The sequence below is a fragment of the Klebsiella sp. 1SOBk10mer genome, from assembly GCF_046602535.1.
GTDB classification, from domain to species: Bacteria; Pseudomonadota; Gammaproteobacteria; order Enterobacterales; family Enterobacteriaceae; genus Klebsiella; species Klebsiella quasipneumoniae.
Genome location: NZ_JBKIUP010000005.1, coordinates 22,779 through 48,630, shown reverse-complemented (window position 1 = coordinate 48,630; position 25,852 = coordinate 22,779). Strand labels below are relative to the sequence as shown.

The 25,852-nt window shown below is 56.9% G+C and carries 22 protein-coding genes; 14 read left to right on the top strand and 8 right to left on the bottom strand.

The window, feature by feature from the left end:
* Positions 1–91 precede the first annotated feature (91 nt).
* Complete coding sequence (hemL, locus tag ACLH1I_RS14670) at positions 92–1,372, bottom strand: glutamate-1-semialdehyde 2,1-aminomutase (RefSeq protein WP_004204435.1); 1,281 nt, start codon at positions 1,370–1,372, stop codon at positions 92–94.
* A 180-nt stretch (positions 1,373–1,552) separates the two neighbouring features.
* On the opposite strand from hemL, the gene clcA reads away from it, so the two are divergent.
* Together clcA and erpA are read left to right on the top strand one after the other, a co-directional pair.
* Entirely contained in the window at positions 1,553–2,971 is a 1,419-nt protein-coding gene (gene clcA, locus ACLH1I_RS14665) for a H(+)/Cl(-) exchange transporter ClcA (RefSeq protein WP_004204436.1), read from the top strand.
* A gap of 81 nt (positions 2,972–3,052) precedes the next feature.
* A complete protein-coding gene (erpA, locus tag ACLH1I_RS14660) occupies positions 3,053–3,397 on the top strand; it encodes an iron-sulfur cluster insertion protein ErpA (RefSeq protein ID WP_002889275.1) in 345 nt (114 codons plus the stop codon).
* Between the two features lie 81 nt (positions 3,398–3,478).
* Here the strand turns inward: erpA and ACLH1I_RS14655 are convergent, their stop codons facing one another.
* Genes ACLH1I_RS14655 through mtnN form a run of 3 tightly spaced genes read right to left on the bottom strand, consistent with a single transcriptional unit; the run spans position 3,479 to position 5,633 of the window.
* Positions 3,479–4,105, bottom strand: a complete 627-nt coding sequence (locus ACLH1I_RS14655) for a TRIC cation channel family protein (RefSeq protein ID WP_004204437.1) — start codon at positions 4,103–4,105, stop codon at positions 3,479–3,481.
* Between the two features lie 36 nt (positions 4,106–4,141).
* On the bottom strand, positions 4,142–4,942 hold the full coding sequence (gene btuF / locus ACLH1I_RS14650; protein WP_151629170.1) for a vitamin B12 ABC transporter substrate-binding protein BtuF: 801 nt from the start codon (positions 4,940–4,942) through the stop codon (positions 4,142–4,144).
* Complete coding sequence (gene mtnN, locus ACLH1I_RS14645; RefSeq protein ID WP_004204440.1) at positions 4,935–5,633, bottom strand: 5'-methylthioadenosine/S-adenosylhomocysteine nucleosidase; 699 nt, start codon at positions 5,631–5,633, stop codon at positions 4,935–4,937. Before mtnN ends, btuF begins: the two co-directional genes overlap by 8 nt.
* A gap of 83 nt (positions 5,634–5,716) precedes the next feature.
* Between mtnN and dgt the strand changes: the two genes are divergently transcribed.
* The 3 genes from dgt (at position 5,717) to cdaR (ending at position 10,124) form a co-directional block, all read left to right on the top strand.
* On the top strand, positions 5,717–7,231 hold the full coding sequence (dgt, locus tag ACLH1I_RS14640) for a dGTPase (protein ID WP_004204441.1): 1,515 nt from the start codon (positions 5,717–5,719) through the stop codon (positions 7,229–7,231).
* A gap of 134 nt (positions 7,232–7,365) precedes the next feature.
* Positions 7,366–8,799 (top strand): serine endoprotease DegP, encoded by a 1,434-nt coding sequence (degP, locus tag ACLH1I_RS14635; protein ID WP_004145870.1) that lies wholly within the window; start codon positions 7,366–7,368, stop codon positions 8,797–8,799.
* A gap of 167 nt (positions 8,800–8,966) precedes the next feature.
* Positions 8,967–10,124: a DNA-binding transcriptional regulator CdaR gene (gene cdaR, locus ACLH1I_RS14630; protein WP_004204443.1), complete on the top strand. Its 1,158-nt coding sequence runs from the start codon at positions 8,967–8,969 to the stop codon at positions 10,122–10,124.
* 116 nt (positions 10,125–10,240) lie between these two features.
* On the opposite strand, the gene ACLH1I_RS14625 is transcribed toward cdaR, so the two are convergent.
* From ACLH1I_RS14625 to map, 4 genes are all read right to left on the bottom strand, one after another.
* Complete coding sequence (locus ACLH1I_RS14625; RefSeq protein WP_002889292.1) at positions 10,241–10,627, bottom strand: DUF3461 family protein; 387 nt, start codon at positions 10,625–10,627, stop codon at positions 10,241–10,243.
* Positions 10,628–10,734: 107 nt separating this feature from the next.
* Positions 10,735–11,559, bottom strand: a complete 825-nt coding sequence (dapD, locus tag ACLH1I_RS14620) for a 2,3,4,5-tetrahydropyridine-2,6-dicarboxylate N-succinyltransferase (RefSeq protein WP_002889295.1) — start codon at positions 11,557–11,559, stop codon at positions 10,735–10,737.
* Between the two features lie 30 nt (positions 11,560–11,589).
* The gene (gene glnD, locus ACLH1I_RS14615) at positions 11,590–14,253 is read right to left on the bottom strand and encodes a bifunctional uridylyltransferase/uridylyl-removing protein GlnD (RefSeq protein WP_151629172.1); all 2,664 of its coding nucleotides are present in this window, start codon (positions 14,251–14,253) and stop codon (positions 11,590–11,592) included.
* A gap of 57 nt (positions 14,254–14,310) precedes the next feature.
* Positions 14,311–15,105, bottom strand: a complete 795-nt coding sequence (map, locus tag ACLH1I_RS14610) for a type I methionyl aminopeptidase (protein ID WP_004204446.1) — start codon at positions 15,103–15,105, stop codon at positions 14,311–14,313.
* Positions 15,106–15,426: 321 nt separating this feature from the next.
* Between map and rpsB the strand changes: the two genes are divergently transcribed.
* From rpsB to bamA, 9 genes are all read left to right on the top strand, one after another.
* A complete protein-coding gene (gene rpsB / locus ACLH1I_RS14605) occupies positions 15,427–16,152 on the top strand; it encodes a 30S ribosomal protein S2 (protein ID WP_004204447.1) in 726 nt (241 codons plus the stop codon).
* Between the two features lie 119 nt (positions 16,153–16,271).
* Positions 16,272–17,123: a translation elongation factor Ts gene (tsf, locus tag ACLH1I_RS14600; protein WP_004151930.1), complete on the top strand. Its 852-nt coding sequence runs from the start codon at positions 16,272–16,274 to the stop codon at positions 17,121–17,123.
* 147 nt (positions 17,124–17,270) lie between these two features.
* Positions 17,271–17,996: a UMP kinase gene (gene pyrH, locus ACLH1I_RS14595; protein ID WP_002889306.1), complete on the top strand. Its 726-nt coding sequence runs from the start codon at positions 17,271–17,273 to the stop codon at positions 17,994–17,996.
* A gap of 150 nt (positions 17,997–18,146) precedes the next feature.
* A complete protein-coding gene (gene frr / locus ACLH1I_RS14590; RefSeq protein WP_002889308.1) occupies positions 18,147–18,704 on the top strand; it encodes a ribosome recycling factor in 558 nt (185 codons plus the stop codon).
* 228 nt (positions 18,705–18,932) lie between these two features.
* Positions 18,933–20,135: a 1-deoxy-D-xylulose-5-phosphate reductoisomerase gene (ispC, locus tag ACLH1I_RS14585; RefSeq protein ID WP_048294195.1), complete on the top strand. Its 1,203-nt coding sequence runs from the start codon at positions 18,933–18,935 to the stop codon at positions 20,133–20,135.
* A gap of 237 nt (positions 20,136–20,372) precedes the next feature.
* Complete coding sequence (gene ispU, locus ACLH1I_RS14580) at positions 20,373–21,131, top strand: (2E,6E)-farnesyl-diphosphate-specific ditrans,polycis-undecaprenyl-diphosphate synthase (protein WP_002889316.1); 759 nt, start codon at positions 20,373–20,375, stop codon at positions 21,129–21,131.
* Positions 21,132–21,143: 12 nt separating this feature from the next.
* Positions 21,144–22,001 (top strand): phosphatidate cytidylyltransferase, encoded by an 858-nt coding sequence (gene cdsA, locus ACLH1I_RS14575; RefSeq protein WP_023292047.1) that lies wholly within the window; start codon positions 21,144–21,146, stop codon positions 21,999–22,001.
* 11 nt (positions 22,002–22,012) lie between these two features.
* Positions 22,013–23,365 (top strand): sigma E protease regulator RseP, encoded by a 1,353-nt coding sequence (gene rseP / locus ACLH1I_RS14570; protein ID WP_004204451.1) that lies wholly within the window; start codon positions 22,013–22,015, stop codon positions 23,363–23,365.
* 31 nt (positions 23,366–23,396) lie between these two features.
* Complete coding sequence (gene bamA / locus ACLH1I_RS14565; RefSeq protein WP_004204452.1) at positions 23,397–25,826, top strand: outer membrane protein assembly factor BamA; 2,430 nt, start codon at positions 23,397–23,399, stop codon at positions 25,824–25,826.
* The last annotated feature ends 26 nt before the right edge of the window (positions 25,827–25,852 follow it).

The window sequence follows — 25,852 nt, the reverse complement described above, 5'->3', positions numbered from 1 at the left end:
GTAGCGGCTAACGCCTTACCCGACCTACGGTCCGTGCCATTGCGGGTTTGGTAGGCCGGGTAAGCGGAGCGTCACCCGGCATGCAGGGAGCTTACAGTTTGGCAAACACCCGACGCGCGGCGTCGATGGTATTGTCGATATCTTCTTCGCTGTGGGCCACGGACATAAAGCCAGCCTCAAATGCTGACGGCGCCAGGTACACGCCTTCCTCCAGCATCAGATGGAAGAAGCGCTTGAAGCGTTCGACATCGCACTTCACCACATCCTGATAGCAGGTGACAGTTTCGGCATCGGTAAAGAAGATGCCGAACATGCCGCCGACGTTATTGACCACCAGCGGGATCCCGGCGTCACGCGCCGCATCAAGCAGACCTTGCGCCAGCTGGTTGGTCAGCTCGGTGAGGGTTTCATGTACGCCCGGCTGCGCCACTTCGCTTAAGCAGGCGAAGCCGGCGGCCATGGCGATCGGGTTACCGGAGAGGGTACCGGCCTGATAAACCGGGCCGGTGGGGGCCAGAGCGTCCATCACCTCGCGACGGCCGCCGAAAGCGCCTACCGGCATCCCGCCGCCGATGATTTTCCCGAGACAGGTCAGATCCGGCTCCACGCCGTAATAAGCCTGCGCGCCCGCCAGCGCCACGCGGAAGCCGGTCATCACTTCGTCGATGATCAGCAGGGCGCCAAATTCGTCGCACAGCGCGCGCAGGCCCGGCAGGAACTCCGGCTGCGGCGGAATGCAGTTCATATTCCCGGCGACCGGCTCGACGATGATGCAGGCGATATCCTGTGGATATTGCTCGAACGCCGCGCGCACCGAGGCGAGGTCGTTATAGGTGCAGGTCAGGGTGTGTTTGGCGAAATCAGCCGGCACGCCCGGCGAGTTCGGCTGGCCGAGGGTCAGCGCGCCGGAACCGGCTTTCACCAGCAGGCAGTCGGCATGGCCGTGGTAGCAGCCTTCGAACTTGATGATCTTGTCGCGGCCGGTGAAGCCGCGCGCCAGGCGAATCGCGCTCATGGTGGCTTCGGTACCGGAGTTCACCATCCGCACCATATCCATGGTCGGTACCAGCTCGGTCACTAGCGCCGCCATTTTCACTTCCATTTCGGTCGGCGCGCCAAAGCTCAGGCCGCGTGACGCCGCCTCGATCACCGCGTTGCGGATCGCCGGATGGTTGTGGCCCAGCACCATCGGACCCCAGGAGCCGACATAATCGATATAGGCCTTTCCATCCACGTCATAGAGGTAAGCGCCATCCGCGCGTTCGATAAACAGCGGGGTACCGCCGACGCCGGTAAAGGCGCGCACCGGCGAGTTAACGCCGCCGGGGATCAGTTCGCGCGCAGTATGGTACAGATTTTCAGATTTGCTCATGGCCAGGGTCCTGGTTCGTGAAAAATGTTTTATCGGCTATTCTAAGTTATTCCAGGATGGTTATGAAAGTTTTGCCCAATTGAAACAATGTGCCGCAAGGGCATTTTTTTGACGACGCAGCGCGCCGGGGCGGCTAAAATGCCTCTCTCTTCATTTGTATTACCAATAATTGATAACGGCATGAAAGCAGAAACTCCCTCTTTTGAAGCACATCAGTTCGTGCGGGTGCGTCGCGGCGATGCGGTGCGCCGCTTAATTCAGCGCGATAAAACGCCGCTGGCGGTGCTGTTTATGGCGGCGGTGGTCGGCACGCTGGCCGGGCTGGTGGGCGTGGCGTTTGAAAAGAGCGTGAACTGGGTGCAGAACCAGCGGATCGGCGCGCTGGCGCAGGTAGCGGACCACTGGTATCTGGTCTGGCCGCTGGCGTTTATCTTGTCGGCGCTGCTGGCGATGGTCGGCTATTTCCTCGTGCGCCGCTTTGCGCCGGAGGCTGGCGGATCGGGGATCCCGGAGATCGAAGGGGCGCTGGAGGAGCTGCGGCCGGTGCGCTGGTGGCGCGTGCTGCCGGTGAAATTCATCGGCGGCATGGGGACCCTGGGCGCCGGAATGGTGCTGGGACGCGAAGGGCCGATGGTGCAGCTTGGCGGCAACATTGGGCGCATGGTGCTGGATATTTTCCGCATGCGCAGTCCGGAAGCGCGGCACACGCTGCTGGCGACCGGCGCGGCATCGGGTCTCTCAGCGGCTTTTAACGCGCCGCTGGCTGGTATCCTGTTTATCATCGAAGAGATGCGCCCGCAGTTCCGCTACAACCTGATCTCCATTAAAGCGGTATTTACCGGCGTGATCATGTCGAGCATTGTGTTTCGCATTTTTAACGGCGAGGCGGCAATTATAGAGGTGGGCAAGCTGAGCAATGCCCCGGTGAATACGCTGTGGCTGTACCTGGTGCTGGGGATGCTGTTTGGCTGCTTCGGCCCGCTGTTTAATTTTCTGGTGCTGCGCACCCAGGATCTGTTCCAGCGCATTCACGGCGGCAACATCAAAAAATGGGTGTTAATGGGCGGGATCATCGGCGGGCTTTGCGGTCTGCTGGGGCTGATGCAGCCCTCCGCGGTGGGCGGTGGCTTTAACCTGATCCCCATCGCCGCCGCCGGTAACTTCTCCGTCGGTTTGCTGCTGTTTATCTTTATTGCCCGCGTGGTGACCACGCTGATCTGCTTCTCCTCCGGCGCGCCGGGGGGCATCTTCGCCCCGATGCTGGCGCTCGGCACGCTGCTGGGCACGGCGTTCGGCATGGCGGCTATTCCGCTGTTTCCGTCCTACCATCTCGATGCCGGCACCTTCGCTATCGCCGGCATGGGCGCGCTTCTCGCCGCCTCGGTGCGTGCGCCGCTGACCGGGATTGTGCTGGTGCTGGAGATGACCGATAACTATCAGCTCATTTTGCCAATGATTATTACCTGCCTTGGCGCAACACTACTGGCGCAATTCCTCGGCGGTAAGCCTTTGTATTCGACCATTCTGCAACGTACTCTGGCGAAGCAGGAGGCCGAGCAGGCGGCAAAAGCGCAGCAGGCGCCCCGGGAGAATACTTGAACGATTTACCAGGGTATTAGATAATGGCTCAAAAGGCCCGGTTATTCTTTAACCGGCCGGAAGTATCAATGGGAGCAAAAAATGAGTGATGACGTAGCGTTGCCGCTGGAGTTTACCGAAGCCGCAGCCAATAAAGTAAAACACCTGATTGCGGATGAAGATAATCCGAACCTGAAACTGCGCGTGTATATTACCGGCGGCGGTTGCAGCGGTTTCCAGTATGGCTTCACCTTCGACGATCAGGTGAACGAAGGGGATATGACCATTGAGAAACAGGGTGTCGGCCTGGTGGTTGACCCAATGAGCCTGCAGTATCTGGTCGGCGGCTCTGTCGACTATACCGAAGGGCTGGAAGGTTCGCGCTTTATCGTGACCAACCCGAACGCGAAAAGCACCTGCGGCTGCGGATCCTCGTTCAGCGTGTAAAGCGAGTGCGACCGGGCGTCTTCCCCTTCTGCGAGAGGGTGCCAACGTTAAAAACGGTAACCTCAGGTTACCGTTTTGCTTTTATGACCGTCCGTTATCGTCCAGCGCAAACGTCGGCAGCTTCAGGTGCCAGCGGATCGCCGCCAGACGAATCACCAGGGTCACCACCATCCCCATCATCGCCGAATTCTCCAGCGGGAGATGAAAGGTGTCGTGCGCGGTGGCGTGGACAATGCCGCCCACAATACAGGCGGTGGCGTAGATCTCGGTGCGCAGAATCATAGGAATTTCGCGCGCCAGCACGTCGCGGATTATCCCGCCGCCAACGCCGGTCACCACGCCCATGCACACCGCGACCAGCGGGCCGCTGCCGGCGAGAAACGCTTTATTCACCCCGATGCCGACAAACACCGCCAGACCGACGGCATCAAGAACGGGCAGGATCCATTTCGGCAGCCGGCGCGGCTGGCGGACCAGCAGGATGGTCAGCATGCTGGTGACCATTGCCACCACCAGATCGGTGGGATCTTTGACCCAGAATACCGGGCCATTCGCCAGCGCCATATCGCGGATGGTACCGCCGCCCACCGCCGTCACCACGCCTAACACCAGCACGCCGAATGGGTCCATACGCAATTTCCCCGCCAGCAGAACGCCGGAGATCGCGAAGACAGCTGTGCCAATAATATCCAGCCAATAGACAAGCATCGTTGATTCCCACTGAACATCCGGTATGCCGGATGGTTATTTTACCTGGTCGAGCGCCGCACAAAGTTGTTTGGCGGCGAGGATAATACGTGGGCTTGCGCGTTCAAACCAGTCGCTGTGTAACGCAATCAACGAAATGGTGAGCTGATGTTGCCAAAAGCGCTGCGCTTCGGCGATGCGGCTGGCGTCGCCGGTCACCACAATCGCCTGCGGCTGACGGGCCAGCACCTGTTCGCGGCTCACCTGCGGCCAGGGAACGCGGCTGGCGGCAAAGATATTCTCGCCGCCGCACAGCCTCAGCACCTGATCCTGAATTGAGCCGGGGCCGCTGGTGAATAGCGGTGCGGAACCGAACTGCAGGAAGACGCGTTTCTTCGGCGCGCTGGCATAGCGCGCTTTCAGCGCATCGTATTCCTGCTGCATCGACTGCGCCGCCTGCTGTGCTTTTTCCGGCTGTGGGCTCCACTGCGCCAGCTGACGCAGGGTGGCGATGATCTCTTCGATGGTCGAAGTCTGTACCCACAGGACGTGGATCCCCAGCGACTGCAGCTGGTTAACCTGACGTTCGGCATTACCCCCGCGCCAGGCCAGCACCAGGTCTGGCTTGAGCGCTACGATGCGCTCCAGGTTCATTCCCTGCCAGCTGGCAACTTGCTCAATCGTTTTGGCCTGCGGCGGATAATCGGAATAACTGCTGACGCCGACCGGCGTGATCCCGGCGGCAAAGGCCAGTTCGGTATTGGCGGGGGAGAGGGTGATCACCCGCGGCGCGGCCAGCAGCCACGCCGGGGCGAGTAACAGCAGCGCGGCAAGCGCGAAGGAGAGCGACTTAGCCACGTGCCAGGTTCTGTACCAGATTCTCCACCATCAGGGTGGACTGTCTGGCGGCGACCGCAAGGAACTCCTCAAAGCTGAGGTGGGACTGCTGGTCGGCCACATCGGAGATGGCGCGAACCACCACGAAAGGAACCTTAAAGTTATGGCAGACGTGAGCGATGGCAGTCGCTTCCATTTCCACAGCGATCGCCTGCGGGAAATTATGGCGGATCTTCGCCAGACCGACAGAGCCGTTAATGAAGGCATCACCGCTGACGATCAGGCCGCGAACGGCATTGAGATCTAACGCGTTAATGCAGCTCTCCGCCGCGGCCACCAGTTTTTCGTCCGCTTTAAAGCCGGCCGGGCAGCCAGGCAACTGGCCGTACTCATAGCCGAAGGCGGTGACGTCGGCGTCGTGGTAGCGCGCTTCATCGGAGACGACGATATCGCCGACCTTCAGGGTCGGCGCCAGGCCGCCGGCAGAGCCGGTATTAATGATCACGTCAGGCTGGCAGCGCTCCAGCAGCAGGGTCGCGCCCATCGCCGCCGCCACTTTCCCGATACCAGACTTCAGCAGCGCGACGTCAACGCCGTGAAGTTGGCCGGTATAGATTTCGCTCCCGCCAATAGTGATAGTCTGGCGGTTTTCGATTTTGTCGCGCAGAAGGGTAACTTCCTCTTCCATAGCGCCAATAATGCCAATTTTCATAGATTTACTCGCGATGTGTCAGGTTTAGTTGCATAGTCTATCATGCGCTTAAGGGGAAGCGTATTGCTCGCGCGGGAGAGGCTATGGCAAAGATTGATTTTCGCAACAAGATAAACTGGCGTCGACGCTTCCGTTCGCCGCCGCGTGTCGAGACGGAGCGCGACATCCTGCGGATCTTCGAAAGCGATCGGGGACGGATCGTCAACTCGCCGGCAATCCGTCGCTTACAGCAAAAAACTCAGGTCTTCCCGCTGGAGCGCAACGCGGCGGTGCGTACCCGCCTGACCCACTCGCTGGAGGTGCAGCAGGTGGGACGCTATATCGCCAAAGAGGTGCTGAGCCGGCTGAAAGAGCTGAGGCTACTGGAGGAGTATGGCCTGGAAGAGCTGACCGGGCCATTCGAGAGCGTGGTGGAGATGGCCTGCCTGATGCACGATATCGGCAATCCCCCGTTTGGCCATTTTGGCGAGGCGGCGATTAACGACTGGTTCCGCCAGCGTCTGGCGCCCGGCGATGCGCTCGGGCAGCCGCTGACCGACGATCGCTGTGAAGTGCAGGCATTACGCTTGCATGAAGGGGAAACGTCGCTTAACGCGCTGCGCCGCAAAGTGCGCCAGGATCTCTGCAGCTTTGAGGGCAACGCCCAGGGCATTCGTCTGGTCCATACGCTGATGCGCATGAATCTGACCTGGGCGCAGGTCGGCTGTATTCTGAAATATACTCGGCCGGCGTGGTGGTCCGAGGCGACGCCAGCCAGCCACAGCTATTTAATGAAAAAGCCTGGCTACTATTTAGCCGAAGAGGAGTATGTGGCGCGCCTGCGTAAAGAACTGGATCTGGCGCCTTACAATCGGTTCCCATTAACCTGGATTATGGAAGCCGCGGATGACATCTCATATTGCGTCGCGGATCTCGAGGACGCGGTGGAAAAACGTATTTTCAGCGCTGAGCAGCTTTATCAGCATCTTTACGACGCCTGGGGCTGCCATGAAAAAGGATCGTTATTCTCACAGGTAGTGGAAAATGCCTGGGAGAAATCACGAGCCAATTCCCTGAAACAGAGCGCGGAAGATCAGTTTTTTATGTATTTGCGGGTGAACACGCTGAATAAGCTGGTGCCCTACGCGGCGCGCCGATTTATTGACAACCTGCCGGCCATCTTTACGGGCGACTTTAATCATGCGCTGCTCGAGGACGACAGCGATTGCAGTCAGCTGCTGGAGCTTTATAAAAATGTGGCGATGAAACAGGTGTTTAGCCATCCGGATGTCGAGCAGCTGGAATTGCAGGGCTACCGGGTGATCAGTGGCCTGCTGGATATCTATCAGCCGCTGCTGAAATTATCGCTCGAGGATTTCAGCGAATTAGTGGCGCAGGAGCGGGTACGGCGTTTACCCATTGCCTCCCGGCTGTATCAGAAACTATCAACCCGCCACCGGCTGGCCTATGTGGAAGCGGTAAATAAGCTGGCGCGCACGGCGCCTGAATTTGCGCTGATGGAATACTATTATCGCTGCCGTCTGATTCAGGATTATATCAGCGGGATGACGGATTTGTATGCGTGGGATGAATATCGGCGGCTAATGGCGGTGGAATAAGCTGGAGTTTTGTAAAGATGGACAATAAATTTTTACTTTTTCCAGAAACTTAATTCCGGAACTTAGCGCTATAAAATGACTCTGATAGTCACGTACACAGCAACTTTCGTTTTCTGATATTGAGATTGAAACTGATGAAAAAAACCACGTTAGCAATGAGTGCACTGGCTCTGAGTTTAGGTCTGGCGTTGTCCCCGCTCTCTGCGAGCGCGGCAGAAACGGCATCTTCGGCCACTAATGCACAGCAGATGCCAAGCCTGGCCCCGATGCTGGAGAAGGTGATGCCGTCGGTGGTGAGCATTAACGTTGAAGGTAGCACCACCGTTAATACCCCACGGATGCCACGTAACTTCCAGCAGTTCTTTGGCGATAACTCGCCGTTCTGCCAGGACGGTTCTCCTTTCCAGAGTTCGCCGTTTTGCCAGGGCGGCGGACAGGGCGGTCAGCCTGACGGCGGCCAGCAGCAGAAATTTATGGCGCTGGGCTCCGGCGTGATCATTGATGCGGCCAAGGGGTATGTGGTGACCAACAACCACGTCGTGGACAACGCCACCACAATTAAGGTTCAACTGAGCGATGGCCGTAAGTTTGATGCCAAAGTGGTTGGCAAAGATCCGCGCTCTGATATCGCGCTGATTCAGATTCAGGATCCGAAAAACCTGACGGCGATTAAGCTCGCCGACTCTGACGCGCTGCGCGTTGGCGACTACACCGTGGCTATCGGTAACCCGTTCGGTCTGGGCGAAACCGTGACCTCCGGGATTGTTTCCGCGCTGGGTCGTAGCGGCCTGAACGTGGAAAACTACGAAAACTTTATCCAGACCGATGCGGCGATTAACCGCGGGAACTCCGGCGGCGCCCTGGTGAACCTCAACGGCGAGCTGATCGGCATCAACACCGCCATTCTGGCGCCGGACGGCGGCAACATCGGTATCGGTTTTGCTATCCCAAGCAACATGGTGAAAAACCTGACCGAGCAGATGGTGAAATATGGCCAGGTGAAACGCGGCGAGCTCGGCATCATGGGGACCGAACTGAACTCTGAGCTGGCGAAAGCGATGAAAGTCGACGCCCAGCGCGGCGCCTTTGTCAGCCAGGTGATGCCGGGGTCGGCGGCCGCGAAAGCGGGCATTAAAGCCGGCGACGTGATCACCTCTCTCAACGGGAAGGCGATCAGCAGCTTCGCCGCGCTGCGTGCCCAGGTCGGCACCATGCCTATCGGCAGCAAAGTTGAGCTTGGTCTGCTGCGCGACGGCAAACCGGTGACCGTGACCGTCGAACTGCAGCAGAGCAACCAGACCCAGGTTGACTCCAGCACCATCTTCAACGGGATTGAAGGGGCGGAAATGAGCAACAAGGGTCAGGACAAAGGTGTGGTGGTCAATAATGTGAAAGCCGGTACCCCGGCGGCGCAGATTGGCCTCAAGAAAGGCGACGTCATCGTCGGGGCGAACCAGCAGCCGGTGAAAAACATCGCCGATCTGCGGAAAATCTTCGACGCCAAACCGTCCGTGCTGGCGCTGAACATTCAGCGCGGCGACGCCTCTATCTATCTGCTGTTGCAGTAATAGTCAGCGCTCGCTCTCCAGCCCCTTCCCTCGCCGAGGGCAGGGGCTTTTTTTCGTTCTGTGACCGCTTCCACAACTCCACATATCTCACCCGGGCTTCGGGCATATGCACAATGCAGCAGAGCAACGACTCTTTTATGCTGGTGCCCTGCAAAGGGGAGGATTACATGGCTGGCTGGCATCTTGATACCAAAATGGCGCAGGATATTGTGGCGCGGACGATGCGCATCATCGATACCAACATCAACGTGATGGATGCCCGCGGGCGGATTATCGGCAGCGGCGATCGGGAAAGGATTGGTGAATTGCACGAAGGCGCGCTGCTGGTGCTTTCCCAGGGGCGGGTGGTGGATATCGACGATGCGGTCGCTCGCCATCTCCACGGAGTGCGTCAAGGGATCAACCTGCCGCTGCGCCTGGAGGGGGAGATCGTCGGGGTGATCGGCCTGACCGGCGAGCCGGAGTCGCTGCGAAAATATGGCGAGCTGGTGTGCATGACGGCTGAGATGATGCTGGAGCAGTCGCGACTGATGCATCTCCTGGCGCAGGACAGCCGTCTGCGCGAAGAGCTGGTGATGAACCTGATTCAGGCGGAAGAGCATACCCCGGCGCTGAACGAATGGGCGCAGCGTTTAGGAATTGACCTGAATCAGCCGCGCGTAGTGGCGATGATTGAGGTGGACAGCGGCCAGCTCGGCGTGGACAGCGCGATGGCGGAGCTACAGCAGTTGCAGAACGCGCTGACCACCCCCGATCGCAATAATCTGGTGGCCATTGTCTCGCTCACGGAAATGGTGGTGTTGAAACCGGCGCTGAACAGCTTTGGCCGCTGGGACGCAGACGATCACGTCCGCCGCGTCGAGCAGCTTATCGCCAGGATGAAAGAGAATGGGCAGCTCCGCTTCCGCGTGGCGCTGGGCAACTTCTTCACCGGTCCCGGGAGTATCGCCCGCTCTTACCGTACCGCACGCACGACGATGATGGTGGGCAAGCAGCGGATGCCGGAGAGCCGCTGCTACTTCTATCAGGATCTGATGCTGCCGGTGCTGCTTGACAGCCTGCGCGGCGGCTGGCAGGCCAATGAGCTGGCCCGTCCGCTGGCGCGTCTCAAGGCGATGGACAACAACGGGCTGCTGCGGCGAACGCTGCAGGCGTGGTTTCGCCATAACGTGCAGCCGCTGGCGACGTCAAAGGCGCTGTTTATTCATCGCAATACCCTGGAGTACCGGTTGAATCGTATCTCGGAGCTGACGGGGCTGGATCTTGGCAGCTTTGACGACCGGCTGCTGCTGTATATTGCGCTGCAGCTGGATGAACAACGCTAAGGCGTCGAGATAAAAATGCCGGGAGGCGGTTCGCCTTACCCGGCCTGGAGGATGCATGGCGTAAGCGGCAGATTATATTGGTTGCCCGGTCAGGCGGTGCGCCGCCGGGAACGCTGTCACTTACGGGTAAGTTTTTCCAGATCGGCTTCGATTTCGCTGATCTTGTTGGTGACCACACTTTCCAGATGGCGTAAATCGTCGAGGATTTTACGCTTGAGATCGATTTCAGTGCGATCGCGCTGGCAGATCTGATCCAGCTCATCGATAACGTAGCGCAGGTTCGGGCTGATCTCCTGGACCTCTTTGTAGCCCTGGCCGACGCCGTCGGCGACGACGGTTTTGCGCTGACGCGGATATTTGAACTTCACGCTCTTGGCGAAGAATTCGCCTTTGTCTTTCTGAAAGTAAATTTTCAGAATGTCATTGTTAGCTTCCTGCCGCAGGCTATAGCGATCGATCTCATCAGGGTTGGTAATGCCAAGACTTTTCAGATTATCGTACATAACGGTACCTTTGATAGCATCATAACCATTGAATAATTAACGAAAAAATCCATTTTCGCCAGCATCAAATATAAAAAAAGCGGGATATCTCCCGCTTTTTATTTGCTTTAGTCGATGGTGCGCAGCAGTTCGTTAATGCCGACCTTGCCGCGGGTTTTGGCATCGACTTTCTTCACGATCACCGCGCAGTACAGGCTGTATTTACCATCTTTCGACGGCAGGTTGCCTGATACCACTACCGAGCCAGCCGGCACGCGGCCGTAGAAGACTTCGCCGGTTTCGCGATCGTAGATTTTGGTGCTCTGACCGAGGTAAACGCCCATGGAGATCACGGAGCCTTCTTCGACAATCACCCCTTCAACCACTTCAGAGCGCGCGCCGATGAAGCAGTTATCTTCGATGATGGTCGGGTTCGCCTGCAGCGGCTCCAGTACGCCACCAATGCCGACGCCGCCGGACAGGTGAACGTTTTTACCGATCTGCGCGCAGGAGCCGACGGTGGCCCAGGTGTCAACCATGGTGCCTTCGTCAACGTAGGCGCCGATGTTCACATAGGACGGCATCAGCACGGTGTTGCGGGCGATGAACGCGCCCTGACGCACCGCTGCCGGCGGCACCACGCGGAAACCTTCTTTCTGGAAACGCGCTTCGTCATAGTCAGCGAATTTCATCGGGACTTTATCGAAGTAGCGGCTTTCCGCACCATCGATAACCTGGTTATCGTTAATACGGAAAGAGAGCAGTACCGCCTTCTTCAGCCACTGATGCGTCACCCACTGACCGTCGATCTTCTCAGCGACGCGCAGCGCGCCGGAATCCAGAAGGGCGATAACCTGGTTAACCGCTTCGCGGGTCACGGTATCCACATTAGCCGGCGTGATGTCGGCGCGACGCTCGAAAGCGGACTCAATAACGTTCTGTAACTGCTGCATTGTTTCTTTCCATTCACTAAAAAAAATACGTCACCCTTTATCGTTTGGATTGAGGGCCGCTGTCAACCGTTGTTGCACTTCTTGTTGCAGCTCATTATTAAGGGCACGCCGGTCGGCGGTAGCGATTATAAATAAATCTTCTACTCGCTCACCAATTGTCGTAATTCGCGCCCCGTGAAGCGAAATTCCGAGGTCGGCGAATACCTGACCGACACGGGCGAGCAGCCCGGGCTGGTCAAGGGCTATCAGCTCGAGAAACGATTTCCGATCGGTATGGGTCGGCAGGAAATTTACCTCGGTGTCCACCGAGAAATGACGCAGTTTTGCCGCCTGACGACGGGGCGCCGGGGGCTCCCAACTGCGCTGCGTGATGGTCTGTTCCAGACCCTGGCGGATCGCTTCGTGGCGATCGGCGGACAGCGGACTGCCGTCGGGTTCGAGGACAATAAAGGTGTCCATCGCCATGCCGTCGCGGGTGGTGAAGATCTGCGCATCGTGGACGCTGAGGTTGCGACGGTCCAGTTCGCCACACACCGCGGCGAACAGGTAAGGGCGATCCGGACTCCAGATAAAAATCTCCGTTCCGCCGCGGGTGGCCTGCGAGCTCAGGAGGATCATCGGCTTATTCAGATCGTGGCGCAGCAGGTTGCGGGCGTGCCAGGCGAGCTGCGTCGGCGTATGTCGCACGAAATAGTTGGCGCGGCAGCGGTTCCAGATCTGATGCAGCGCCTCTTCATTAATATTGTCCATCCGCAGCAGGGCCAGCGCCTGCAACTGATGGTGACGCACGCGTTCGCGCATGTCCGGGGTGCTTTGCATGCCGCGACGCAGCTGTTTTTCAGTGGCAAAATAGAGTTCGCGCAGCAGGCTCTGCTTCCAGCTGTTCCACAGGGTTTCGTTGGTGGCGCAGATATCGGCGACGGTCAGACACACCAGATAGCGCAGGCGATTTTCCGTTTGCACCTCCTCGGCGAACTGCTTAATCACCTCCGGATCCTGAATATCGCGCCGCTGGGCGGTGACCGACATCAGCAAGTGGTGACGCACCAGCCAGGCGACCAGCTGCGTTTCCCGGGAGTTCAGCCCGTGCAGCTCGGCAAACTTCAGCACATCCTGCGCGCCGAGGATCGAGTGGTCGCCGCCGCGCCCTTTGGCGATGTCGTGGAACAGGGCGGCGATTAAAATCAGCTCCGGGTGCGTTAAACGCGGCCATAACTCCACGCACAGCGGGTGGCGGCTACGAGTCTCTTCTTTAGCAAAACTCTCCAGCTTGAGCATCACGCGGATGGTGTGTTCATCGACGGTATAGGCGTGAAACAGGTCGAACTGCATCTGGCCGACAATATGAGACCACTGCGGCATATAGGCCCACAGCACGCTGTGACGATGCATCGGCAGCAGTCCGCGACTCACTGCTCCCTGATGGCGCAGCATGCTGAGAAAGAGCGTGCGCGCCTCCGGGATATAGCACAGCGGCTGGGTCAGATGGCGGCGGGCGTGGCGCAGATGGCGCAACGTCGTGGAGTAGATGCCGGTGATGGTGCTGTTGCGCACCATAATATAAAACATGCGCAGAATGGCCTGCGGCTCGCGAATAAACAGCGTATCGTCACGCAGATCGATCAGCGTGCCGCGCAGCTGGAAGTCATCATCGATCGGGCGCGGTTTTTCATCCTCGGTCAGCGCAAGGATGGCCTCTTCAAACAGCTGTAGCAGCATCTGGTTCAGCTCGCTCACCCGGCGGGTGACGCGGAAGAAGTCCTTCATCATATGCTCAATCGGCTGGTTGCCGTCGCCTTCATAGCGGAGCCGGCGGGCGACGCTGAGCTGGCGGTCGAAAAGCAGGCGGTTGTCATAGCGAGTGAGTTCGAGATGCAGCGCGAAGCGGATACGCCACAGTTGATGCAGACACTCGTTGAGCTCATTGCGCTCGGCTTCGGTCAGAAAACCGAAGCCGACCATCTCATCCATTGAGGTGGCGCCGAAATGGCGGCGAGCCACCCACTGTAGCGTATGGATATCGCGCAGGCCGCCGGGACTGCTTTTCACGTCCGGCTCGAGGTTATAGCTGGTGCCGTGATAACGCTGATGACGGACGTTCTGCTCTTCGACCTTGGCGGCGAAGAACTTTTCTGATGGCCAGAAGCCGTCGCTAAAAATATGTTTTTGCAGCTCAAGGAACAGCGCGACATCGCCGATCAGCAGGCGCGATTCGATTAAGTTCGTGGCGACGGTGAGATCTGAAAGCCCTTCCAGCAGACACTCTTCGAGAGTGCGTACGCTATGGCCTACCTCCAGTTTGACGTCCCACAGCAGCGTCAGCAGTTCGCCGACCTTTTGCGCCTGGTCGTCCGGCAGCTTTTTGCGGCTGAGGATCAGCAGATCGACGTCAGAAAGCGGATGCAGCTCGCCGCGACCGTAGCCGCCGACGGCCACCAGCGCCAGGTCGCAGACGGATTCGAATCCACTGGCGATCCACAACCGCTGCAGCAGCTGGTCGATAAATTCGGTGCGCGCCGCAATGAGCAGCTCCGCGGCGATACCGGCGTCAAACGCCTCGCCCAGCCAGTGCTGAAAGGTATCGATGTGCGCCTTTATTGCAGCACAGTTCAGATCGCCCTGCGGCCAGCTTACCGGATGTTCCGGCGGGATGGGCAGAAGAGGGGAGGCTGTGTCAGGTAATGAGTTGCTCATCGCGTCACCATAAGAAAAAACTATCTAATAAAAAAGCCGGCGGGCGCCGGCTTTTCATCATTCATCGTGCGAGATTATCGCCGGGATGGTGTCATCCTTACGTAGCGTCAGAATTTCGCAGCCGTTGTCTGTCACCACAATAGTATGCTCGTACTGCGCAGACAAGCTCCGGTCTTTGGTTTTCACCGTCCAGCCGTCTTTCATGCTGCGGATCTCTTTTTTACCGGCATTGACCATCGGCTCGATGGTGAAGGTCATGCCTGGTTTGAGCACGACGTTGGTTTCCGGCGAGTCGTAGTGCAGCACCTGCGGCTCTTCATGGAAGCCGCGGCCGATGCCATGACCGCAGTATTCGCGAACCACGGAGAATCCTTCCGCTTCCACATATTTCTGGATCGCCGCGCCGATGGTGCGCAGATTGATGCCCGGCTTCACCATCTTCAGCGCCAGGTACAGGCTTTCCTGAGTGATGCGGCACAGGCGCTCGCCGAGAATCGTCGGTTTGCCGACGATAAACATTTTGGAGGTATCGCCATGGAAATCATCTTTAATGACGGTCACGTCGATATTCACGATATCGCCATCTTTCAGCAGTTTGCCGTCGTCAGGGATACCGTGACAGACCACTTCGTTGACCGAAATGCAGACGGATTTCGGATAGCCGTGATAGCCGAGACAGGCGGAAATGGCCTTCTGCTCGTTAACGATATAGTCGTTACAGATACGGTCCAGTTCGCCAGTGCTGACGCCCGGCTTAACCCAGGGTTCGATCATTTCCAGCACTTCAGCGGCCAGGCGACCGGCAACGCGCATTTTTTCAATATCTTCAGATGTCTTAATAGAGATAGCCATGGAGTATGTCCAGCAGTGTCGATATTTTCGACAATAATAGAGTAAGTCCTGTCAATGGTAACAGTCCGGGCAGGCTGGTGCCAAACTGAGAATCATTAACAGCACGCGACGTCAACAAGAGTTGGTGTCTGGGTGGATTTTGTGGTATAAAGCGCGCCGGACTTCCGATCCATCTCAGATACACAGGATGGACGGGAGCGACAAATCTCACTTTGTGTAACAACACACACGTATCGGCACATATTCCGGGGTGCCCTTTGGGGTCGGTAATATGGGATACGTGGAGGCATAACCCCAATTTAATCTATAGAGGTTTTAAACATGGCAACTGTTTCCATGCGCGACATGCTCAAGGCTGGTGTTCACTTCGGTCACCAGACCCGTTACTGGAACCCGAAAATGAAGCCGTTCATCTTCGGTGCGCGTAACAAAGTTCACATCATCAACCTTGAGAAAACCGTACCGATGTTCAACGACGCTCTGGCTGAACTGAACAAGATCGCTGCTCGTAAAGGTAAAATCCTTTTCGTTGGTACTAAGCGCGCTGCAAGCGAAGCGGTAAAAGACGCTGCTCTGAGCTGCGACCAGTTCTTCGTGAACCATCGCTGGCTGGGCGGTATGCTGACTAACTGGAAAACCGTTCGTCAGTCCATCAAACGTCTGAAAGACCTGGAAACTCAGTCCCAGGACGGTACTTTCGACAAGCTGACCAAGAAAGAAGCGCTGATGCGTACTCGTGAGCTGGACAAGCTGGAAAACAGCCTGGGCGGTATCAAAGACATGGGCGGCCTGCCGGACGCACTGTTCGTAATCGACGCTGACCACGAGCACATCGCTATCAAAGAAGCAAACAACCTGGGCATCCCGGTATTTGCTATCGTTGATACCAACTCTGATCCGGACGGCGTAGACTTCGTTATCCCGGGTAACGACGATGCAATCCGCGCAGTAAGCCTGTACCTGGGCGCTGTTGCTGCTACCGTTCGTGAAGGTCGCTCTCAGGACCTGGCTTCTCAGGCGGAAGAAAGCTTCGTAGAAGCTGAATAATAAGGTTTAAGCCCTTATTAGTACCGTGTATGAATAGGGGCCCATTATCGGCCCCTTTTTTCAATTTACGCTGTTTGGCCGTTGGCCGGGCAGTATCCACATCTCCCGAGGATTTTAGAATGGCTGAAATTACCGCTTCCCTGGTAAAAGAGCTGCGCGAACGTACTGGCGCAGGCATGATGGATTGCAAAAAAGCGCTGACTGAAGCGAATGGCGACATCGAGCTGGCAATCGAAAACATGCGTAAATCCGGCGCGATCAAAGCGGCGAAGAAAGCAGGCAACGTGGCTGCTGACGGCGTGATCAAAACCAAAATCGAAGGCAACTACGGTTACATTCTGGAAGTTAACTGCCAGACTGACTTCGTTGCTAAAGATGGTGGTTTCCAGGCATTTGCTGACAAAGTACTGGACGCCGCTGTTGCGGGTAAAATCTCCGACGTTGAAGTTCTGAAAGCGCAGTTCGAAGAAGAACGTGTTGCCCTGGTTGCTAAAATCGGCGAGAACATCAACATCCGTCGTATCGCTGTTCTGGAAGGCGACGTTCTGGGCAGCTACCAGCACGGTGCGCGCATCGGCGTTTTGGTTGCCGCTAAAGGCGCTGACGAAGAGCTGGTTAAGCAGCTGGCAATGCACGTTGCTGCAAGCAAGCCGGAATTCGTTAAGCCGGAAGACGTGTCTGCTGAAGTGGTAGAGAAAGAGTACCAGGTTCAGCTGGACATCGCGATGCAGTCCGGTAAGCCGAAAGAAATCGCAGAGAAAATGGTTGAAGGCCGCATGAAGAAATTCACCGGCGAAGTTTCTCTGACTGGTCAGCCTTTCGTCATGGAGCCGAGCAAATCTGTTGGTCAGCTGCTGAAAGAGCACAACGCTGACGTGACTGGCTTCATCCGCTTTGAAGTGGGCGAAGGCATCGAGAAAGTTGAGACTGACTTTGCAGCAGAAGTTGCTGCGATGTCCAAGCAGTCTTAATTTTTACAAGGAGCCGCCTGAGGGCGGCTTCTTTTTGCGCCCATTTTGTAAATTCAGCCAACTGCTTATAGTGACCGCGCTGAAATGCGACATACAATGTCGCCGGAATTCTCACATCTCATTCGTTGACAGTCTCAGGAAAGAAACATGGCTACCAATGCAAAACCCGTCTACAAACGTATTCTGCTGAAATTAAGTGGCGAAGCGCTGCAGGGCTCAGAAGGCTTCGGTATTGATGCAAGCATACTTGACCGCATGGCTCAGGAGATCAAAGAGCTGGTTGAGCTGGGTATTCAGGTTGGCGTAGTAATTGGTGGCGGTAACCTGTTCCGTGGTGCTGGTCTGGCGAAAGCGGGTATGAACCGCGTTGTGGGCGACCACATGGGCATGCTGGCAACGGTTATGAATGGCCTCGCGATGCGCGATGCGCTCCACCGCGCCTATGTGAACGCTCGTCTGATGTCCGCCATTCCGCTGAACGGCGTGTGTGACAACTACAGCTGGGCAGAGGCGATCAGCCTGCTGCGCAACAACCGCGTGGTGATCCTTTCCGCGGGTACCGGCAACCCGTTCTTTACCACCGATTCCGCAGCCTGCCTGCGCGGTATTGAAATTGAAGCCGATGTGGTGCTGAAAGCCACCAAGGTTGACGGCGTATTCACCGCTGATCCGGCCAAAGATCCTTCCGCCACGATGTACGATCAGCTGACCTACAGCGAAGTGCTGGAAAAAGAGCTGAAAGTGATGGATCTCGCGGCCTTCACCCTGGCGCGTGACCATAAATTGCCGATTCGCGTCTTCAACATGAACAAACCTGGCGCCCTGCGTCGCGTGGTGATGGGCGAAAAAGAAGGCACATTGATCACGGAATAATTCCCGTCAGCGCCAAATCCGGGTAATATTCCGCTTTACTTTCGCGGGGATATTACCCGGTGATTTTCATTAAATCTGACTATACTTAGCTCATTTTCCGACGGGTGCCCCGTCTGGTCTGACTGAGACAAGCTTTCAAGGATTCGTAACGTGATTAGCGATATCAGAAAAGATGCTGAAATCCGCATGGAAAAATGCGTCGAAGCATTCAAAAACCAAATCAGCAAAATTCGCACGGGTCGTGCTTCTCCGAGCCTGCTGGACGGGATTGTTGTTGAATACTACGGTACGCCGACCCCGCTGCGCCAGCTGGCCAGCGTCACCGTCGAAGACTCCCGTACCCTGAAAATCAACGTCTTTGACCGTTCTATGTCCGCGGCCGTTGAAAAAGCGATCATGGCGTCCGACCTCGGTCTGAACCCAAGCTCTGCCGGCAGCGATATTCGTGTTCCGCTGCCGCCGCTGACCGAAGAGCGTCGTAAAGATCTGACCAAGATCGTGCGTGGTGAAGCTGAGCAGGCGCGCGTTGCCGTACGTAACGTTCGCCGCGACGCCAACGACAAAGTCAAAGCGCTGCTGAAAGAGAAAGAGATCAGCGAGGATGACGATCGCCGTTCTCAGGACGACGTGCAGAAAATGACTGACGCCGCCATCAAGAAAGTTGACGCGGCGCTGGCAGACAAAGAAGCAGAACTGATGCAGTTCTGATGCTCTGCCCTTACTCGGGCCTGACAGCGTCTGGTCTGAGTAAAATCCGAAACGCCGTACAGAAGACTGTACGCTCAATTCTCGGGATTGCGTTGCGACCGCTGGCCTTGTAGCCTTTAGCGCTAAGTTGAAGGCCTAATGCCGCCGTCTTATCCCTGATAATTGCTGCGTAGGGGCTTGCTGGCGGCGTTTTGCTTTTTATTCTGTTTCCACTCTTCTGGACGTCTCATGAAGCAATTAACCGTTCTCGGTTCGACCGGCTCCATTGGCTGTAGCACGCTGGACGTGGTGCGCCATAATCCCGGTCGCTTTTCCGTCGCCGCGCTGGTCGCGGGGAAAAACGTTGACCGTATGGTTGAACAATGCCTTGAATTTACCCCCCGTTACGCCGTGATGGACGATGCGCAAAGCGCTGAGCGATTGCGCACCCGTCTGCAGGAACATGGCTGCCGTACCGAGGTGCTGAGCGGCCAGCAGGCGGCGGCAGAGGTCGCAGCGCTGGAGGAGGTCGATCAGGTGATGGCGGCTATCGTCGGCGCGGCGGGGCTGGTGCCGACGCTGGCGGCGATCCGCGCCGGGAAAACGGTGTTGTTAGCGAATAAAGAGTCGCTGGTGACCTGCGGTCGCTTGTTCATGGAGGCGGTTCAACGATCGGGGGCGCGATTGCTGCCGGTCGATAGCGAACATAACGCGATTTTTCAGAGTATGCCGGAGACAATTCAGCAGCATCTGGGATACGCTGACCTGGCGCAGAATGGCGTTTCATCCATCCTGCTGACCGGCTCGGGCGGGCCTTTCCGTGAGACAGCGGTAGCTGAACTGGCGGCGATGACGCCGGATCAGGCCTGCCGTCATCCTAACTGGTCGATGGGACGCAAGATCTCCGTTGACTCCGCTACGATGATGAACAAAGGCCTGGAATATATTGAAGCGCGCTGGCTGTTTAACGCCTCGGCCCGGCAGATGGAGGTCCTTATCCATCCGCAGTCGGTGATCCACTCGATGGTTCGCTATCAGGACGGCAGCGTGCTGGCGCAGCTTGGGGAGCCGGATATGCGCACGCCGATCGCCCATACCATGGGCTGGCCGCAGCGGCTGAACTCCGGCGCTAAGCCGCTGGACTTCTGCCAACTGAGCAATCTGAGCTTCTCCGCGCCAGACTATACGCGGTATCCGTGCCTGAAGCTGGCGATGGAGGCGTTTGACGTCGGCCAGGCGGCGACCACCACGCTGAATGCGGCCAATGAAGAGTCGGTTGCCGCGTTTCTGCATGGCGATATCCGCTTTACCGATATTGCGGCGGTTAACCAGACTGTGCTGGATAAGATGAACCTGCAGGAGCCGCAAAGCATTGATGACGTTCTGGTTATCGACGCTGAGGCCCGCGCGGTTGCTCATCAACAGCTGAAACGGTTGGTCACCCAGGCGTAACGCGGTGATATTTGTGGGCGCAAAGCTTCAGTGATATAGTCTGCGCCACCCGATCGTTGCATTTTGTTGTTAAAGATTACGGTGGCCGTGGCAAAACACGGCTTTTTTGCGTAAAGCTTTTGGTTGTTCTCTGCGATTGGCTGCAGCCCCGGCACCGGATAAAAAGGCGTATCCAGCGCGGCCCGGTGGCCTCTGTTTGGTGGCTAGTTAATCCTTATTATGGACTTAAAACGCGTGATGTTGTCTGCTAATCAAACTGTCAGCGAAATATCGCCCACACATGGCTGCCGTCATGTCGCCATTATTATGGATGGCAACGGCCGTTGGGCGAAACGGCAAGGTAAAATTCGCGCTTTCGGGCACAAGGCCGGTGCGAAATCCGTGCGTCGCGCGGTCTCTTTCGCGGCGAATAATGGGATTGAGGCGTTAACGTTATACGCGTTCAGCAGCGAAAACTGGAACCGTCCGGCTCAGGAAGTCAGTGCGCTGATGGAGCTGTTCGTCTGGGCGCTGGATAGCGAAGTCAAAAGCCTGCACCGACACAATGTGCGTTTGCGGATTATTGGCGACACCACGCGCTTCAATGCGCGCCTGCAGGAGCGTATCCGCAAAGCGGAAGCGCTGACCGCGAACAATACCGGCTTAACGCTGAATATTGCGGCCAATTACGGCGGTCGCTGGGATATTACCCAGGGCGTTCGTTTGCTGGCGAAACAGGTACAGGACGGGACGCTGCTGCCTGAGCAGATCACGGAAGACATGCTGAGTCAGCAGGTCTGCATGCATGAACTGGCTCCCGTAGATTTAGTTATTAGGACCGGGGGAGAGCACCGAATAAGTAATTTTCTGATTTGGCAAATTGCCTATGCCGAACTTTACTTTACGGATGTTCTTTGGCCCGATTTTGCTGAACAGGACTTTGAAGGTGCACTCCATGCCTTTGTTAATCGAGAGCGTCGTTTCGGCGGCACTGAGCCGGGTGGCAGTCATGCCTGATGGGGGTCACTTTTGCTGAAGTATCGCCTGATATCTGCTTTCGTCTTAATCCCCGTCGTCATTGCGGCGCTGTTTTTATTGCCGCCTATGGGGTTTGCTATCGTGACCCTGGTGGTCTGTATGCTCGCCGCATGGGAGTGGGGGCAACTGAGTGGTTTCACCTCGACGTCGCAGCGGGTCTGGCTGGCGGTGTTGTGCGGCCTTCTGCTGGCGGCGATGCTGTTTCTGCTGCCGGAATACCATTATGACGTTCATCAACCGATGGTTGAAGGCTCGCTGTGGGCCTCTTTCGCCTGGTGGATCGTCGCGCTGCTGCTGGTGCTCTCTTATCCGGCGTCGGCGGCATTCTGGCGTCACTCTAAAGTGCTGCGCCTCATCTTCGGTATCCTGACCATTGTCCCGTTTTTCTGGGGCATGCTGGCGCTGCGCGCCTGGCACTATACCGATAACCATTACAGCGGTGCGCTGTGGCTCCTGTACGTGATGATTCTGGTCTGGGGAGCGGATTCCGGCGCCTATATGTTTGGCAAAATGTTTGGCAAGCACAAGCTGGCGCCGAAGGTTTCGCCGGGAAAAACCTGGCAGGGCTTTTTTGGCGGTTTGCTGACCGCGGCGGTGATCTCCTGGGCCTACGGGGTGTGGGCCCATCTTGACGTTACGCCAACGGTGCTGCTGGTCTGTTCGGTGGTAGCCGCCCTGGCTTCGGTGCTGGGCGATTTGACGGAAAGTATGTTTAAGCGCGAGGCCGGCATTAAGGACAGCGGGCACTTGATTCCCGGACACGGCGGTATTCTCGATCGTATCGACAGCCTGACGGCGGCGGTGCCGGTCTTCGCCTGTCTGCTACTGTTGGTCTTCAGGACGATTTGACGGAAGGTGATATGCTGAGCGTGCTCTGGAATCTGGCAGCTTTTATCATTGCGCTTGGCGTACTGATTACGGTGCATGAGTTTGGCCATTTTTGGGTAGCGCGTCGCTGCGGTATCCGGGTTGAGCGTTTTTCTATCGGCTTCGGCAAAGCGTTGTGGCGGCGGATGGATAAGCAGGGTACGGAGTTCGTCATTGCCCTGATCCCGCTGGGCGGCTACGTCAAGATGCTGGATGAGCGTGTTGAAGCGGTGGCGCCGGAGATGCGCCACTACGCGTTCAATAATAAAACCGTCGGCCAGCGCGCGGCGGTCATTGCCGCCGGTCCCATCGCTAACTTCCTTTTCGCTATCTTTGCCTACTGGCTGGTCTTCATCATCGGCGTTCCTGGGGTCCGTCCGGTAGTGGGTGAAATAACGCCCAATTCGGTTGCCGCGCAAGCACAAATTGCAAAAGGAACGGAACTTAAAGCGATAGATGGTATCGAAACGCCTGATTGGGATGCGGTGCGTCTGCAGCTGGTGGCCAAAATCGGCAACCCGCAAACAATACTTACCGTCGCCCCTTTCGGGACTAATCAGCGCCAGGATAAAATCGTCGATCTGCGGCACTGGGCGTTTGAGCCAGACAAGCAAGATCCCGTCACGTCGCTGGGGATCCAGCCGCGCAGCGCGCAGATTGATACGGTGCTGGCGGAGGTCCAGGCGGGCTCGGCAGCGCAGAAAGCAGGTTTGCAAGCGGGCGACCGGATCGTTAAAGTCGATGGTCAACCGTTAACGCAGTGGATGACGTTTGTTAATCTGGTGCGCGATAATCCGGGCAAAGCGCTGGCGCTGGAGATTGAACGGCAGGGGAGTGCGCTGCCGTTAACCCTGACGCCGGATGCAAAAACGGTGAAAGGTAAGGCAGAAGGGTTCGCAGGGGTGGTGCCAAAGGTCATCCCGCTGCCTGAAGAATACAAGACAGTACGTCAGTACGGACCGTTTGCCGCCATCGCTGAAGCCACGGATAAAACCTGGCAGCTGATGTCACTGACGGTCAGGATGCTGGGTAAATTGATAACCGGTGATGTCAAACTGAACAACCTCAGTGGGCCGATCTCTATCGCTCAGGGGGCTGGAATGTCAGCGGAGTTTGGGTTGATTTATTATCTGATGTTCCTTGCGCTGATTAGCGTGAACCTCGGAATCATCAACCTGTTCCCACTACCCGTACTGGATGGGGGACATCTGCTGTTTTTGGCGATTGAAAAGCTGAAGGGCGGGCCGGTATCCGAGCGAGTTCAAGACTTTAGTTATCGCATTGGCTCAATACTGCTGGTGCTGTTAATGGGGCTTGCACTTTTCAATGATTTCTCTCGGTTATAAGAGAGTTTGTTAGGAAGAACGCATAATAACGATGGCGATGAAAAAGTTGCTCATAGCGTCGCTGCTGTTTAGCAGCGCGACTGTATACGGTGCTGAAGGGTTCGTGGTGAAGGACATTCATTTCGAAGGCTTGCAGCGTGTCGCTGTTGGTGCGGCCCTCCTCAGTATGCCAGTGCGTCCTGGCGATACGGTGACCGACGATGATATCAGTAACACTATTCGCGCGCTGTTTGCCACTGGCAACTTCGAAGACGTCCGCGTCCTGCGCGATGGTGATACCCTGCTGGTGCAGGTGAAAGAGCGTCCGACGATCGCCAGCATCACCTTCTCCGGCAACAAGTCGGTGAAAGATGACATGCTCAAGCAGAACCTTGAGGCCTCTGGCGTTCGGGTGGGCGAGTCGCTTGACCGCACGACCATCGCGGATATCGAGAAGGGCCTCGAGGATTTCTACTACAGCGTCGGTAAATACAGCGCCAGCGTCAAAGCGGTCGTTACCCCGCTGCCGCGTAACCGTGTCGACCTGAAACTGGTCTTCCAGGAAGGCGTCTCCGCTAAAATTCAGCAGATCAACATCGTCGGCAACCATGCGTTTTCGACTGATGAGCTGATCTCCCACTTCCAGCTGCGCGATGAAGTGCCGTGGTGGAACGTGGTCGGCGACCGTAAATACCAGAAGCAGAAACTGGCGGGCGACCTTGAAACCCTGCGCAGCTACTACCTGGATCGCGGCTATGCCCGTTTCAACATCGATTCTACCCAGGTCAGCCTGACGCCGGATAAGAAAGGGATCTACATCACCGTCAACATCACCGAAGGCGATCAGTACAAGTTTTCCGGGGTGCAGGTGACGGGCAACCTCGCCGGCCATTCCGCGGAAATCGAAGCGCTGACCAAAGTCGAGCCGGGTGAACTGTATAACGGCGCGAAAGTGACCAAGATGGAAAACGACATCAAGAAACTGTTGGGTCGTTATGGTTACGCCTACCCGCGCGTACAGTCGCAGCCGGAGATCAACGACAGCGATAAAACCGTTAAGCTGCACGTCAACGTCGACGCGGGCAACCGCTATTACGTGCGTAAAATTCGCTTCGAAGGCAATGACACCTCCAAAGACGCCGTTCTGCGCCGCGAAATGCGCCAGATGGAAGGCGCGTGGCTGGGCAGCGACCTCGTCGATCAGGGTAAAGACCGTCTCAACCGTTTAGGCTTCTTCGAAACGGTCGATACCGATACCCAGCGCGTACCAGGCAGCCCGGACCAGGTCGACGTAGTCTACAAGGTGAAAGAGCGTAACACCGGTAGCTTCAACTTCGGTATCGGTTACGGTACCGAGAGCGGCGTCAGCTTCCAGGCGGGCGTTCAGCAGGATAACTGGTTAGGTACTGGCTATGCTGTCGGGATCAACGGCACCAAAAACGACTACCAGACCTATACCGAGCTGTCGGTGACCAACCCGTACTTCACCGTAGACGGTGTGAGCCTCGGCGGTCGTATCTTCTATAATGACTTTGACGCGAACGATGCGGATCTGTCTGACTATACCAACAAAAGCTATGGTACAGACGTCACGCTGGGCTTCCCGGTCAACGAATACAACACGCTGCGCGCGGGCGTCGGGTATGTGCATAACTCCCTGTCCAATATGCAGCCGCAGGTGGCGATGTGGCGTTACCTGAACTCGATGGGCCAGTATCCGGACAACACCAACGACCGGAACTCGTTCAGTGCGAATGACTTCACCTTCAACTACGGTTGGACCTATAACAAGCTTGACCGCGGCTTCTTCCCAACCGAAGGTTCGCGCGTCAACCTGAACGGTAAAGTGACCATTCCGGGTTCGGACAACGAATACTACAAAGCGACGTTGGATACCGCCACCTATGTGCCGATCGACAACGATCATGAATGGGTGGTGCTGGGTCGTACCCGCTTTGGCTATGGCGATGGTATCGGCGGCAAAGAGATGCCGTTCTATGAGAACTTCTATGCAGGTGGCTCCAGCACCGTGCGTGGCTTCCAGTCGAACACCATTGGTCCGAAGGCGGTGTACTTCCCGTCGAGCAGCCGTCATGATGGCGACAGCGGCTATACCAACGACTGTAAGAGCACCGAATCCGCACCGTGTAAATCCGATGATGCGGTGGGCGGTAACGCCATGGCGGTGGCCAGCCTGGAGCTGATTACCCCGACGCCGTTTATTAGTGACAAATATGCGAACTCGGTCCGGACTTCCTTCTTCTGGGATATGGGTACCGTATGGGATACTCACTGGGATTCGAACGCGTACGCTGGATATCCGGATTACAGCGATCCGAGCAACATCCGTATGTCTGCGGGTATTGCCGTGCAGTGGATGTCGCCGTTGGGGCCGTTGGTCTTCTCCTACGCCCAACCGTTCAAAAAGTACGATGGAGACAAAGCCGAACAGTTCCAGTTTAACATTGGTAAAACCTGGTAATTGTTGGCGGCAACGGAATGCAAGTG

Bases quoted from the DNA above. Each gene is read 5' to 3' on its own strand.
- pyrH (WP_002889306.1), top strand. From the start codon at position 17,271: ATGGCTACCAATGCAAAACCCGTCTACAAACGTATTCTGCTGAAATTA.
- cdaR (WP_004204443.1), top strand. From the start codon at position 8,967: ATGGCTGGCTGGCATCTTGATACCAAAATGGCGCAGGATATTGTGGCG.
- degP (WP_004145870.1), top strand. From the start codon at position 7,366: ATGAAAAAAACCACGTTAGCAATGAGTGCACTGGCTCTGAGTTTAGGT.
- tsf (WP_004151930.1), top strand. From the start codon at position 16,272: ATGGCTGAAATTACCGCTTCCCTGGTAAAAGAGCTGCGCGAACGTACT.
- erpA (WP_002889275.1), top strand. From the start codon at position 3,053: ATGAGTGATGACGTAGCGTTGCCGCTGGAGTTTACCGAAGCCGCAGCC.
- bamA (WP_004204452.1), top strand. From the start codon at position 23,397: ATGGCGATGAAAAAGTTGCTCATAGCGTCGCTGCTGTTTAGCAGCGCG.
- map (WP_004204446.1), bottom strand. From the start codon at position 15,105: ATGGCTATCTCTATTAAGACATCTGAAGATATTGAAAAAATGCGCGTT.
- dgt (WP_004204441.1), top strand. From the start codon at position 5,717: ATGGCAAAGATTGATTTTCGCAACAAGATAAACTGGCGTCGACGCTTC.
- ACLH1I_RS14655 (WP_004204437.1), bottom strand. From the start codon at position 4,105: ATGCTTGTCTATTGGCTGGATATTATTGGCACAGCTGTCTTCGCGATC.
- glnD (WP_151629172.1), bottom strand. From the start codon at position 14,253: ATGAGCAACTCATTACCTGACACAGCCTCCCCTCTTCTGCCCATCCCG.
- hemL (WP_004204435.1), bottom strand. From the start codon at position 1,372: ATGAGCAAATCTGAAAATCTGTACCATACTGCGCGCGAACTGATCCCC.
- mtnN (WP_004204440.1), bottom strand. From the start codon at position 5,633: ATGAAAATTGGCATTATTGGCGCTATGGAAGAGGAAGTTACCCTTCTG.
- rseP (WP_004204451.1), top strand. From the start codon at position 22,013: ATGCTGAGCGTGCTCTGGAATCTGGCAGCTTTTATCATTGCGCTTGGC.
- ispC (WP_048294195.1), top strand. From the start codon at position 18,933: ATGAAGCAATTAACCGTTCTCGGTTCGACCGGCTCCATTGGCTGTAGC.
- ispU (WP_002889316.1), top strand. From the start codon at position 20,373: ATGTTGTCTGCTAATCAAACTGTCAGCGAAATATCGCCCACACATGGC.
- dapD (WP_002889295.1), bottom strand. From the start codon at position 11,559: ATGCAGCAGTTACAGAACGTTATTGAGTCCGCTTTCGAGCGTCGCGCC.
- clcA (WP_004204436.1), top strand. From the start codon at position 1,553: ATGAAAGCAGAAACTCCCTCTTTTGAAGCACATCAGTTCGTGCGGGTG.
- rpsB (WP_004204447.1), top strand. From the start codon at position 15,427: ATGGCAACTGTTTCCATGCGCGACATGCTCAAGGCTGGTGTTCACTTC.
- ACLH1I_RS14625 (WP_002889292.1), bottom strand. From the start codon at position 10,627: ATGTACGATAATCTGAAAAGTCTTGGCATTACCAACCCTGATGAGATC.